Genomic DNA, 12,948 nt, shown 5'->3' with positions numbered 1-12,948 from the left:
GAAAATAATAAAAAAGTAAAGAAAGTGAGGCAGCGCTCACTTTCTTTACTGTCTAGTACTTCAAACTATCCTCTTATATAAAAAATAATAAGTATCAAGTAGTACCTCATTAGATTTTTAAGCGTAAACTACAGCGTCCCCCTACATTAATCATAACAGCATATCTACCGTCAATAAGGACAACTCTCTCCTTTCAAAATTGAACAATGATGACCATTCAACGCGATTTTAGAGCCAACATATGTTTGAACGTTCTGATCTCAAGTGCTGATAGATCCATCCGCAGGTACAAAAGTAACTGTAACTTTAAATTCATCAGTTGAGTTAACTGATTCTTTTAAAGCTGATGCAGGGACCTCGTATGTATTTCCTATTGCATTTGTTTCTAATTCAGAAGCACTAGCATTGATACTAAATCCACCGCCGACAATAGTTGTAGCTAAGGCTACAGAAGCTATTTTACCAAAATATTTATTCATTTTATTTCCTAATTTTTAATTGAATCCTAGTAAATGATGGCATGACAAAAATACTATGTAAAGAATTTTATGGTGAAAATTCTGTATTTTACAATTAACGTTTTATAGTGAAATGTTGCAAAGTGAGTAATGTATAAAATAAAATTTATTTTTTTAATAGAGAGAATAATGAAAGCATTAATAAAGTAAACTTTTTATAACCCATTTTGTTGTAGTTTTTGTTGCCTTTATTTAAAGTAGTTTGTAAGGCTATGATGATTATTACGTTTTATGTATGTGCCAATCGATGAAACGTTTTTTCGTAAGCTTTACAATAAAGAAAATGTATTGTTAACAAGAAATAAAGGAGAATAGAAGATGACGGTAACTTTAGTAAGGCATGATTTAAAGTATGCTGAGGCTATCCATGCGTTGTCTTCTATGCCACAGGTTCGAGATGCACTAGGTTTACCTGCTGGCAAGGTAGAAGACACGATTCATTTTATTAAGCGTGAACGTATAGATGAAGAAGAAGGTAAGACCGTTCCTCGTGTTATTTTAGATGAGGAGGGACAAGTAATTGGTGTGACATCATTAATGTTTATCGATCGTCATAAAATGAGTTGTCATATGGGATCTTGGCTAGGCTACGAATTTTGGGGAAAGGGCTATAATCTTGAGGCAAAAGAGGCCATTTTAGATATTGCGTTTTTTGAGCTTGGTTTATTGCGTGTCTTTGCTGGGGCTCGGAAGGTGAATATTCGTTCGCAAAAAGCACAGGCAAAGCTACCTTTTATTCGATTAGGGGTAGAAAATGATTATCCAGATGAGCATTCATGGCTAGAGGTAAAGGAAAAGCAGCTATGTGTATTAAATGTTTTTGAACGTGAGGATTTTGTGCGCTATCGTATATCTCTCAAGAATGTGAAGGGGAAGCGAGAAGCCTTTTTACCACAGCTTTTATTGGCAGATGAAAATGAAGAGATGGTTCGGAAATATTTATATCAGGGCGTCTTATATGAAATTAAGTGTGGAAAAGCTTTAGCAGGTGTGGCGTTATTGATTCCACAATCTGAAACAGTCATTGAGTTAAAAAATATTGCTATTATTTCACGCTATCAAGGGAAGGGAGTAGGGAAAGAAGTATTACGGCAACTTACGGATATTTGCCAACAGCAAGGCTACCGAATGGTCTTAGTTGGAACCGCAAATTCTAGTATTGATACGATCGCCTTCTATCAAAAAGCAGGCTTTCGCATGGAGTCTATTGAAAAAGATTTCTTTTACCACTACCCAGAGCCTATTTATGAAAATGGTATTCGTGCATTAGATATGATTTTCTTTTCAAAGCTATTATAAAAAAATGCCCGTTCAACAAAGGTTGAGCGGGCACTTTATTGACCAAGTAGAAGAGCCAGCAATTTTTCCTTAGAATGTAGAAAATCATCTAATGTGTAGCGGTCCAGCACGTTTAAATAGGCTTGCAAAGCTTCATATAAAACACCTTTAAGCTGACATTCTGGCGCTATTTTACATAGATTATTTTCCTTGTCAAAACATTCTACAAGATGAAAATCCTCCTCTGTATGACGGACAATTTCACCAATTGTCACGGTTTTAGGATCAATGGCTAGACGAATACCTCCGCCACGTCCTCGAATTGTTTCAATATAGCCCAACAACCCAAGCTGATGCGTCACCTTCATTAAATGGTTTTTTGATATATTATAAGCCTCTGAAATCTCTTGAATTGTTGATAATTGACCATCCTCTTTTGCACCTAGATAGATAAGTGTTCGAAGCGAATAGTCCGTGTATAAAGTTAAGCGCATAGGCACACCCTACTTTCTATGATTCAAAATTATTATAGCATTTTACGTGAAACTATAATATGTTCAATCCTTATTAAAAGATGTATTTAAAATACATTAATTATGTCTATTTTGTTAAAGATGTATTTTATATATTGCTTTAAGAGGATGAAAGCGTTATATTATAATCACGAAAGGATGGTAAGCGATATGTTAAAACAAGAAACTATTCAAATCATTAAGGCAACTGTACCTGTATTAGAAGTTCATGGTGTAGAAATTACAAAGACGTTTTACAAAAATATGTTTCAAGCTCATCCAGAATTATTGAATATTTTTAATCATGCAAATCAAGAAAAAGGTCGTCAACAAACAGCATTAGCAAATACAGTGTATGCTGCTGCCGTTCATATTGAAAATTTAGGGGCAATTTTACCAGCCGTGATGCTTATTGCACATAAACATCGTAGCTTAGGTATTTTACCAGAGCATTATCCAATCGTTGGAGAAAACTTATTAAAGGCGATTAAGGAAGTACTAGGGGACGCGGCAACAGATGATATTATTAATGCTTGGGCTGAGGCATATGGTGTTATTGCTGATGTGTTCATTCAAGTAGAAGAAGATTTATACAAAGAGGCTGAAAATAATGGTGGCTGGCGTTTATTTAAGCCTTTAAAAGTAGCGAAAAAAGTGGTAGAAAATGATTTAGTAACATCTGTTTACTTTGTCAATGAGGATGGTTCACCGTTACCATCTTATGAGCCTGGTCAATATATTAGCGTCCGTTTGAATGTACCAGGCGAAGAGTATTTATTGAGTCGTCAATATACACTTTCACAGGCAAGTGCAGAAGATGGTTATCGTATTTCGGTAAAGCGTGAGAGCGACCAAACACCGAATGGTAAAGCATCTAACTATATTCATGACCATTTACAGGTTGGAGATCTAGTAGATGTAAGTGCTCCAGCAGGATTATTCGTATTAGAAGAAACAACGGCACCAATTACATTTGTAAGTGGCGGTATTGGCGTAACACCATTAAATAGTATGCTACAATCCTTAAAAGAGGATGTAGCAAATGAAGTAAACTTTATTCAGTGTGCTCGTAATGAGAAGGTTGTAGCATTTAGCGATGATATTCAACAAAAAGTAAATGTATTACCAAATGCGTCCTATACTGCTTTGTATTCTGATGAAGACAAGCTAATTACTAAAGAATTATTAGCAGAAAAAGTAGCTGATAATGCAGATGTTTATGTATGTGGACCTGTAGGCTTTATGGAAGCCGTTATTAAAAATTTACAGGAGCTTGGTGTGAAGGATGAGAAAATTCACTATGAATTCTTCGGACCAGCTATGCAATTAGCTTAATAAAGTAATGGATTTCCCTGTTATCTGTCGATATGACAGATAACAGGGTTTTTTGTTTGGGCGGATAAATAAGGTGAACTGGTGGATTAAATTAATATTATGGTGGATAAGACGTAATAATGAGCCGATAGAGCGATAACAGAATAAAAATTTAAGTTTGCTTATTGACAATATACCTTATGGGGTATAATATAAATCGCATAAGCAGGTGCAATCAATCGTTTGGAAAGGAGGCGTGAATAAGGGTGGCTTATGGTGTTAAAACAGCAAATCGTGTGAAGCGAATTGAAGGTCAAATGCGTGGTATTTTACGCATGATAGAAGAAGGGCAAAATTGTAAAGATGTGATCACACAGCTATCTGCTGTACGTTCTGCGGTTGATCGAACAATAGGTGTTATTGTTAGCGAAAATCTATTGGAGTGTGTATCGAGTGCTGAGGGAGATACGAAAAAAATGAATGCTGCCATCCAAGAGGCGATGGATTTAGTTGTAAAAAGTCGATAAATTTAATATACCCATTATCGTATAAAGGAGGCGAATAATAAACATGGAAACGTGGATTATTATCGCAGTGATTGCAGCATTTTTGTTCTGGCGACTCATGCCAACGAAAGGGGTTCGTTCTATTTCGGCAGCACAGTTAAAAACCATGTTGAATGATAAAGATAAGGTTTTTATTGATGTACGCACACCCGCTGAATATAAAGGACGCAATATCCCACAATTTAAAAATATGCCGCTTGGATCAAAATTTGACAAGTTACCGAAGGAAAAAGAAATTGTTGTGATTTGCCAAAGTGGTATGCGGAGCAATCAGGCGTGTAAGCAGCTAAAAAAGCAAGGATTTGAGCGTGTTGTCAATGTTCGTGGTGGTATGAGTGCCTATTAGGGGGAGAAAAAGTGAAGGAAGTTACAGCAAAGGAAGTACAACAGGCTATAGAGCGAGGAACAGCGCTGAATCTTATTGATGTACGAGATATAGCTGAGGTTGAAGCAGGACATATTCCAGGAATCATTCATATTCCACTTCATCTAATGGAATTTCGAATGCAGGAATTAGATAAAAATGAGTCTTATATTATAGTTTGTCGGTCAGGAGCTCGTAGTGGCCGTGCTACTCAATTATTAGCAAGCTATGGCTTTGATGTTGCTAATATGACTGGTGGTATGAGTGCCTGGAAAGGGCAAGTGCAGCAATAGAACAACATATATTTTTTTGTTAAAAATAATACCCTTATAGGTATAAGGAGGTTTTCGTAAATATGAAGGCAGATTTTCAACTTGATGCCAAAGGGCTTTCCTGTCCGATGCCAATTGTGAAAACAAAAAAGGCGATGGCTGAGTTAGTAGATGGTCAGGTCTTAGAAGTATGCGCGACAGATAAAGGCTCAAAGGCCGATCTTGTAGCATGGGCTGAAACAGTAGGTCATCAATACATTGGCATGATCGAAACTGATAATGTGTTGAAGCATTATATTCGTAAATGTACGAATGGCCGAACGGAAGAAATGACGTTTGATCAAACAATTGAACTAGAGCAAATTACCAATCGTGAGGGGCTTATTCTGGATGTACGTGAGGAGGCTGAGTTTGCCTTTGGACATATTGCAGGTGCGAAATCGATTCCTATGGGGGAGCTAGAAGCACGTCTTACGGAGCTTGATAAGGAACAGGAGATTTATGTTATTTGTCGCACTGGAAAACGCAGTGATCTGGCTGCACAAAAGCTAGCGTCACATGGCTTTACAAAGGTATTTAACGTCCTGCCAGGAATGACATCTTGGACGGGCGATTTAATAAAAAATATTTAATTGGAGGAATTGATTATGTCAAATAAAGTAGCAATTATTGCAAGTAATGGTGGGTTATTTGATGCGTATAAGGTGTTTAATATTGCAACAGCAGCGGCAGCTTCTGATAAAGAGGTAGCCATCTTCTTTACGTTTGAGGGGTTGAATTTTATTCACAAGCAAGGTATGCATGCACTACCAATGCCTGCTGGGGCAGAGCACTATGCAGAAGGCTTTGCGAAGGCGAATGTGCCAGCTATCCCTCAACTGGTGGAAATGGCGCAAGAATTAGGTGTGAAATTTATTGCTTGTCAAATGACGATGGATGTAATGGGCTTAACTACTGATAATTTTATTGAGGGTATAGAGGTTGGTGGAGCTGTAACGTTCCTTGAGTTTGCGAAGGATGCAGCACCATCACTATCATTCTAATGAATTTTGGATGTAGAGGCGGAGAGTGAGAATAACTCTCCGCTATAAAAATATTGAATATAATACCTATGGGGGTAAAAGAAATGTCGATTCAACAATGGGACGCATCATTAGTGGCTAAAAAGGTTATTCACAATGAAGAGTTGTTTATTTTAGATGTTCGTAATGCAGATGCATTTGAAGACTGGAAAATTGACGGTCATCAATTTGAGTATTTAAATATACCGTATTTTGAATTGTTAGATGGAATTGAGGCTATTTTACCTAAGATTCCAACGGATAAAGAAGTTCTGGTAGTTTGTGCAAAAGAGGGGTCATCCTTAATGATTGCTGAAATGCTGTCAGAAGCTGGTCGTGACGTTGCTTATTTAGCTGGGGGTATGAAAACTTGGAGTGAATATTTAGAGCCCATTAAAGTTGGCGATTTAACAGGCGGTGGCGAGCTTTACCAATTTGTACGTTTAGGAAAGGGTTGTCTGTCCTATATGGTCATTTCTGAAGGGGAAGCAGCTATTATTGATGCAGTTCGTTTTACAGATGTGTTTACCAGCTTTGCAGCCCATAAAAAGGTTAAAATTAAATATGTATTTGATACACATTTACATGCTGATCATATTTCAGGTGGACGTCATATCGCAGAGAAAACCGGTGCGACCTATTATTTACCACCAAAAGATGCAGAAGAGGTTGTATTCAGCTATGTACCATTAGAGGATGACATGACTGTCCAAATTGGGGCATCGAACATAGATGTAGGAGCTATCTATTCTCCTGGTCATACAATTGGCTCTACCTCCTTTGTTGTTGATAACACTTATTTATTAACAGGAGATATTTTATTTATTGATTCGATTGGGCGTCCGGATTTAGCAGGTCTTGCTGAAGATTGGGTGAGTGATTTACGAAATACACTTTATAAGCGTTATCGTAAATTGTCTGATGAGCTTATCGTCTTACCAGCACATTTTATGATTATTGAAGAGCTTAATGAGGATGGAACAGTTGCAAAACGATTAGGGGACTTATTTGCGCAAAACCATGGCTTAAATATTCAAGATGAAGAAGAGTTTAAGCGTGTAGTGACAAATGAATTACCCCCGCAGCCAAATGCCTATCAAGAAATTCGTCAAGTGAATATGGGAAAAATAACACCTACACCAGATGAACAGACAGAAATGGAGATTGGGCCAAATCGCTGTGCTGTACGATAGTATGGGTTAACCAGTACGTAAATTAAAGGCAGTTATTCTAAAAAAATCGTCAAAATCCTTAATAATTTTGCGATGTCAAAGGGGATCATCATGAAGGTAAATTTACACTTAGATGCAAAAGGTTTAACATGTCCAATGCCGATTGTGAATATAAAAAAGGCAATAGATACATTAGAGCATGGTGAAATTTTGGAAGTTCATGTAACAGATAAAGGAGCTTTAGCGGATATTCCTGCTTGGGCAAAAGCTGGTGGTCATACAATTTTACAGCAAGTTGAAGCTGCTGGCGTCATTACATTTTTAATTCAGAAGATTTAAGGCTAATTGAGGGTTGTCTATAAAAGTAGAACAGCCCTCCCTTCATCTGGTTAGAAAGAAGGGAATTTGATGGATATTGCATTGATCATTACAATATTTTTGATTGGTTTCATCGGTTCGTATATATCGGGAATGCTAGGTATTGGTGGTTCAATTATTAAGTATCCAATGCTGTTATATATTCCACCGTTGTTTGGCTTTGCAGCATTTTCAGCTCATGAGGTATCAGGCATTAGTGCAGTACAAGTATTTTTTGCCTCGATTGCTGGGGTATGGGCATACCGCAAAGGTGGTTATTTAAATAAATCGCTGATTATTTATATGGGAGGAGCCATATTAATCGGTAGCTTTGTTGGTAGCTTTGGCTCCTCATTTTTATCAGAATCTGGGGTTAACATTGTCTATGGTATCCTTGCGCTGATTGCAGCAGTCATGATGTTTATCCCGAAAAAACACATAGATGATAAACCATTGCAGGAGGTTACATTTAACAAGCTACTTGCAGCGATATTAGCATTTATTGTTGGGATTGGTTCAGGAATTGTAGGGGCAGCTGGGGGCTTTTTATTAGTACCGATTATGCTCGTGGTTCTAGGTATCCCAACGCGTATGACCATTGCGACTAGCCTTGCCATTACGTTTATTTCCTCAATAGGAGGTACAATAGGAAAGTTAATGACAGGTCAAGTTGATTATTATCCAGCGCTCCTCATGATTATAGCCAGTCTTATTGCAGCTCCTCTTGGTGCAAAAGCAGGGAAAAGCATCCATACAAAAATCTTACAAGTAATTTTAGCAGGGCTTATTTTAGCAACTGCCATTAAAATATGGATGGATATATTGATGGTCTAAAAAATAGTAAAAGAGATGCAATTACATGGGCATCTCTTTTTTGTATGGAGCGGGTTTTGGTGAAAGAAAGTTAATGCCTAAATTTGCTATACTAGCGGTAGTAGGAAATGGAGGTGGCCCTGTTGGTTTTTTTGAAATTTCTGATCCAGATCATCCTCGTATCGGGACTGATTTATATTGTTAGTGGACGCTTAGTTGGTTCAACGATTCATTTTATGCGCAGAGTGCTGTCCGTTGTGATTAGTGTAACGCTCACATCTTTTGTTTACTGGTATTCGTATTTGCGCCATACTGATTTTTTATCAGAAACGATGATGCAAACTGTTACAGAGGTCAGTACACTGATTTGGATCGGGAGTATGCTGCTTATTTCAATGTTGCTTTATTTAGTTTTTGAGCTATTTGATTCAAGTGGTATTACGGCTGGAGAGCGTCGGAATGGCCAAAGATCATTATTATTTCGATTACATAGTTACTGGCGACAACAGAAGCGTTTACGTCAGGTGCTGCGAATCGCTGTAACCAATGGTGTGGTACAAACGATTAAATATGCGAGACAGCGTGAAAATGAAAAAGAGCTTGCCGTTGCACTGCGAGCGACATTAGAGCAATGTGGCGGAATTTTCATTAAATTTGGACAGGTCCTATCAACACGTAAAGAATTATTTACGCCAGTATTTATTGAGGAATTAGAAAGATTACAACATCGTGTAAAGCCTTTACCTGCTGAGCAGGTGACAAAAATTTTAGAAAGCTCGCTTCCTCAACCAAGCGATGAGATATTTAGCCAATTTCAAATGGAGCCCCTTGCATCAGCTTCTATCGGGCAGGTACATAAAGCGCGGCTAAAAAATTATGATGAAGTTGTTGTTAAGCTACTGCGCCCAGAAGTAAAAGGTATTATGCGGGATGATCTCGAAATTTTAGAGGAATTTGCTAATTGGCTAACGGCAAAATCAACATGGGCAGAGTCACTAGGCTTTCGAGAGCTAGCTGTTGGCTTTGCGGATGGTTTACGTGAGGAGATCCATTTAGACATTGAGGTGCGTAATACATTGCAGGTGAAGAATGCGCTGGCTAAAAGTGACTACCCGGTTCGAATTCCTAAGATTTATACAGCATATAGCAATGAAAATATTATTGTAATGGAGTATATTCGTGGACAAAGTGTCGCAGATGGTGCATCTGAATTTAAGCGTTTATCGATTAATCGCAGGCAATTTGCTAAAACGGTACTATATTCTTTTTTTGAACAGATGCTTTTTTCTGGTATTTTTCATGCGGACCCACATCCGGGAAATATTTATATTGATGAAAAAGATGGTACGCCGGTTTTACTTGATTTTGGGGCAGTGGGACGCTTGGGAGCGACACAGCAAGAGGGCTTAAAGCTGTTTTTAATGGGCATTCAGCTCAATGATTCAAGCATTCTCTATGATGGGCTAACATTGCTAGTGGAAAATGCAGATCATGCGGAGCGCGCAAGGATGGAGCAGGCGATTGATCAAATTTTATTAAAAATTTCTTATGTAGATCGTATACCAACTGAGGAATTAATTCATGCTTTATTTACGGTTGTACGTGATTTTGGACTAGCCTTCTATCCAGCTGTAGGATTGGCGCTTCGATCTTTGGTGACACTTGATGGTACATTACGGGTAATTGATTCACGTTTTGATATTTTTACAGAGGCAAAGGATTTTTCTGCTACTTATATGCGATCATCTTTACTAAAGCCATTTAAAGAACCAATGGCGACAAAGGAACGTCTGCAAGAAGAGCTATCCATGCTCATTCCAACATTAAGAAAAATGCCAAGAAGAGTTGACCAGCTTATTCAGCGTGTTGAAAGCGGAAAAATTATTTTACATCATGATGTGTTTTCAGATGAGCATAATGCCCGTTTTATTACCCATTTATTTGCTCGTTTTGTGCTACTACTCGTTGGGATTACATTTGGCATTATATCTGTAGCATTGTTAGCTATTTCGCAATTTATTCACGATTCGTATGCCATCTACTTGAACACCGCAGCATATTTAGGCTTATTTTTATGTGCGATTTTATTAGTAAGATTGTCCATACAGGCATTGCGATCAATGAAACAATAGGTAGGGAATTTTTTCTCTACCTTTTTTCTTTTATAAAAATTTCAGAGAAATGTTACAAAAACATTACAAAATTATATATAGGTCTATTGTCGAATAAGCGAACAATGACGTTAGATAGAAGAATGTTGTATTTTGTAGAATAATTAATTAATTGTGCAAATATTACAGAAATATTTCGAGTTTTACTAATGTGTTAAATAGATACGAAATAGTATAAAAGTTATGTTAATAATGCTAAACTTTAAAAGGCTGAGATAAATATAAGAACAATTGATTAAAATAAAAATCGTTCAAGTGATGAAAAGAGAATACCAAGAGCGAAATTGATAGATGAAAGGGAATGAAGAAAACGTGGGTAAGCGCAATAAATGGCGTAAGTCGATGGTGCTAACGTTGGCACTAGCTGGCGGCTTATTATTTAATACAATTCAACCAACAGAAGTTCATGCTGAAGAAACTTCTCAACAAATGATCGAGAAAAAGGCACAAATAGATGCTGAAGTTAAAAAATTACAAGAGGAATTAACAAAATTACAAAATGAAATCGACGCAAAAGTAAAAGTTTTTAACCAAGTACAAGCTGAAATTAAAGAAGTTGATGCGAGTATTGTTGAAACAAAAAAACGTATTGAGCAACGTTCTAAAATCTTAAGCGAGCGTATGGCTGCATACCAAGCACAAGATAATACGGTAGGCGTTTATTTAAATGTTGTGCTTGAAGCGAAAAGCTTTGCAGATTTAATGGACCGTGTTGTAGCGGTAAAAACATTAATGGATGCTGACCAAGAATTAGTGGATCAACAGGAAGCAGATAAAGCTAGCTTAGAGCAACAAAAAGCTACATTAGATGAAAAACAAAAAGAGCTTCAAAAACAATTCCAAGAGCTTCAACAAAAGGAAAGCGAAATGGAAGTGAAAAAGGCTGAAAATGAAGCTAAATCACTTGCATTAAAAGCTCAAATTGCAACAAAGCAGGAAGAAGAACGTTTAGAGGCAGAGCGTAAGGCTGCTGAAGAAGAAGCGGCTCGCCTACGTGCGCTTCAAGCAGCAACACCAGTTGTTCAAAATGGTGCGTCACAACAAATCACTGTTGGTTCAGGTGCTGGTACTGCATCTTCAGGTGGCGCCATTTCAACAGCTAAACAGTTCCTAGGTCGTTCATATGTTTGGGGTGGTAGCAACCCATCAACAGGCTTTGATTGTTCAGGTCTTGTGCAATGGTCTTACAAACAGGCAGGCGTTTCGTTACCACGTACTGCATCACAACAATATTTATCAACACAACGCATTTCAGCAAGTGAAGCACGTGTTGGTGACTTAGTATTCTTTAGCTATGGCTCAGGTGTAGCCCATGTAGGTATTTATTTAGGTAATAACACAATGATCAATGCTCAAAATAAGGGTGTTGTTATTGAATCACTTGATTGGTGGAATCAATACTTAGTAGGCTTTGGTCGTATTTAATAAACATCAACATTATAAAAAGGTCATCTTTGTAGAATAGCATACAAAGATGACCTTTTTTAAATTTTAAACTTTAGCTTAATAACACCTGTTTCTTTTAATGCAATAAAGAAAATAATCACGAAAGGCCCAACTAATAAACCGGCAATGCCAAATAGTTTGAGACCAATAAACATAGCAATAAGGGTGGGCAACGTAGATAAGCCAATATGCTCTCCCATTAGTTTAGGCTCGACTACACGACGAATAATGAGTAAAATAACACCTAGGATGAATAATTTTACAGAAATCGCTGTGTTTCCCATCAATAAATGATAGAGCCCCCATGGAGCCAAAATAATAATAGAACCAAGAAATGGAATAATATCAATAAGCCATATAATGATGGTCATTGTAATAGCGTATTTAGGCTGGATTAGCAGTAGCCCAATAAGCGTTACGCCTCCAATAATAAAGCTAACCAATAAGTGTGCCTTCATATAGCCAACTGTTGCATCCTTTAAACGGTTTATAATAATTTTTATTTTTTGTGCAGTGTTAGGCTTTAAATAGTTATAGGTCATTTGCTTTAATTTAGGTAAATCCAGCATAAAAAGAAATAGGGCGATCATATAAACGAGAAGACTGATAAATAGGTTTGGAATCTCAGAAAACAAGGTCGAAACTTTGCTATAATTAAAGAAGTCTAAAAAGGATTCTTCTATTTTTTTGATGAAGTCCATTGTAGTGTGTTGAAGCGAGGCACTTACTTCAGGTGGAAAGTCTTCCGTGTATTTAGAAATATTTTCTTGCATATGAAGCCACATATCTGATAGCTTGGAAATATAATAAGGAGCCTGCTTTGATACTAAAATGATTTGCGACATAATCTGTGTAATGGAAAAATAACAAATAACAGAAATTAGGATAACACTTAGTATATAAATAACAGCAACTGCAATTTTTCTCGACATTTTCCAACGTCTTTTAAAGAACATCACCATTGGCTCTAAGAAAAATGCACTAATACCTGCGAGTAGTAAAGGCATAGATACAGGGATAATAAAATAAGCAGCTACACTTAGGGAAAGAATCACAAGTAATCGAAAAAGCCATTTCCTAATATTCAATTTATTCATAAACTCA

General features: G+C 37.1%; 15 protein-coding genes. 12 read left to right on the top strand and 3 right to left on the bottom strand.

Annotated features, from left to right (window positions below; genetic code table 11):
* Nucleotides 1-260: 260 nt before the first annotated feature.
* Nucleotides 261-479, bottom strand: a complete 219-nt coding sequence (locus MHB44_RS21275; protein WP_341300780.1) for a hypothetical protein — start codon at nucleotides 477-479, stop codon at nucleotides 261-263.
* 357 nt (nucleotides 480-836) lie between these two features.
* On the opposite strand from MHB44_RS21275, the gene MHB44_RS21270 reads away from it, so the two are divergent.
* Nucleotides 837-1,817 carry a GNAT family N-acetyltransferase gene (locus tag MHB44_RS21270; RefSeq protein ID WP_341300779.1) on the top strand — a complete coding sequence of 327 codons (981 nt, stop codon included), beginning with the start codon at nucleotides 837-839 and terminating at the stop codon, nucleotides 1,815-1,817.
* Nucleotides 1,818-1,852: 35 nt separating this feature from the next.
* Here MHB44_RS21270 and MHB44_RS21265 read toward each other — a convergent pair whose 3' ends face one another.
* The gene (locus MHB44_RS21265; RefSeq protein ID WP_053996867.1) at nucleotides 1,853-2,290 is read right to left on the bottom strand and encodes an Rrf2 family transcriptional regulator; all 438 of its coding nucleotides are present in this window, start codon (nucleotides 2,288-2,290) and stop codon (nucleotides 1,853-1,855) included.
* 189 nt (nucleotides 2,291-2,479) lie between these two features.
* Between MHB44_RS21265 and hmpA the strand changes: the two genes are divergently transcribed.
* The 11 genes from hmpA to MHB44_RS21210 all read left to right on the top strand — a co-directional run bounded on the left by hmpA (nucleotide 2,480) and on the right by MHB44_RS21210 (nucleotide 11,823).
* Nucleotides 2,480-3,643, top strand: coding sequence for an NO-inducible flavohemoprotein (hmpA, locus tag MHB44_RS21260; protein ID WP_341300778.1), 1,164 nt, complete (start codon nucleotides 2,480-2,482; stop codon nucleotides 3,641-3,643).
* 245 nt (nucleotides 3,644-3,888) lie between these two features.
* Nucleotides 3,889-4,149, top strand: a complete 261-nt coding sequence (locus tag MHB44_RS21255) for a metal-sensitive transcriptional regulator (protein WP_341300777.1) — start codon at nucleotides 3,889-3,891, stop codon at nucleotides 4,147-4,149.
* Nucleotides 4,150-4,192: 43 nt separating this feature from the next.
* Entirely contained in the window at nucleotides 4,193-4,534 is a 342-nt protein-coding gene (locus tag MHB44_RS21250) for a rhodanese-like domain-containing protein (protein WP_341300776.1), read from the top strand.
* Between the two features lie 11 nt (nucleotides 4,535-4,545).
* Complete coding sequence (locus MHB44_RS21245; RefSeq protein ID WP_341300775.1) at nucleotides 4,546-4,845, top strand: rhodanese-like domain-containing protein; 300 nt, start codon at nucleotides 4,546-4,548, stop codon at nucleotides 4,843-4,845.
* Nucleotides 4,846-4,907: 62 nt separating this feature from the next.
* Nucleotides 4,908-5,456: a sulfurtransferase TusA family protein gene (locus tag MHB44_RS21240; RefSeq protein WP_341300774.1), complete on the top strand. Its 549-nt coding sequence runs from the start codon at nucleotides 4,908-4,910 to the stop codon at nucleotides 5,454-5,456.
* Nucleotides 5,457-5,471: 15 nt separating this feature from the next.
* On the top strand, nucleotides 5,472-5,867 hold the full coding sequence (locus tag MHB44_RS21235) for a DsrE/DsrF/DrsH-like family protein (RefSeq protein WP_341300773.1): 396 nt from the start codon (nucleotides 5,472-5,474) through the stop codon (nucleotides 5,865-5,867).
* 83 nt (nucleotides 5,868-5,950) lie between these two features.
* Entirely contained in the window at nucleotides 5,951-7,078 is a 1,128-nt protein-coding gene (locus MHB44_RS21230) for an MBL fold metallo-hydrolase (RefSeq protein ID WP_341300772.1), read from the top strand.
* 90 nt (nucleotides 7,079-7,168) lie between these two features.
* Nucleotides 7,169-7,396 carry a sulfurtransferase TusA family protein gene (locus MHB44_RS21225; RefSeq protein WP_341300771.1) on the top strand — a complete coding sequence of 76 codons (228 nt, stop codon included), beginning with the start codon at nucleotides 7,169-7,171 and terminating at the stop codon, nucleotides 7,394-7,396.
* A 69-nt stretch (nucleotides 7,397-7,465) separates the two neighbouring features.
* Complete coding sequence (locus MHB44_RS21220) at nucleotides 7,466-8,248, top strand: sulfite exporter TauE/SafE family protein (RefSeq protein ID WP_341300770.1); 783 nt, start codon at nucleotides 7,466-7,468, stop codon at nucleotides 8,246-8,248.
* 122 nt (nucleotides 8,249-8,370) lie between these two features.
* Nucleotides 8,371-10,359, top strand: a complete 1,989-nt coding sequence (locus tag MHB44_RS21215) for an AarF/UbiB family protein (RefSeq protein ID WP_341300769.1) — start codon at nucleotides 8,371-8,373, stop codon at nucleotides 10,357-10,359.
* Nucleotides 10,360-10,689: 330 nt separating this feature from the next.
* Nucleotides 10,690-11,823, top strand: a complete 1,134-nt coding sequence (locus MHB44_RS21210) for an NlpC/P60 family protein (RefSeq protein ID WP_341300768.1) — start codon at nucleotides 10,690-10,692, stop codon at nucleotides 11,821-11,823.
* 59 nt (nucleotides 11,824-11,882) lie between these two features.
* Here MHB44_RS21210 and ytvI read toward each other — a convergent pair whose 3' ends face one another.
* Nucleotides 11,883-12,941, bottom strand: coding sequence for a sporulation integral membrane protein YtvI (gene ytvI / locus MHB44_RS21205; RefSeq protein WP_341300767.1), 1,059 nt, complete (start codon nucleotides 12,939-12,941; stop codon nucleotides 11,883-11,885).
* Nucleotides 12,942-12,948 lie beyond the last annotated feature (7 nt).

Source organism: Lysinibacillus sp. FSL H8-0500 (genome assembly GCF_038051955.1).
Taxonomy (GTDB): Bacteria; Bacillota; Bacilli; order Bacillales_A; family Planococcaceae; genus Lysinibacillus; species Lysinibacillus macroides.
The sequence above is the reverse complement of the archived record's forward strand: the minus strand, read 5'-3'. Positions and strand labels throughout refer to the sequence as shown.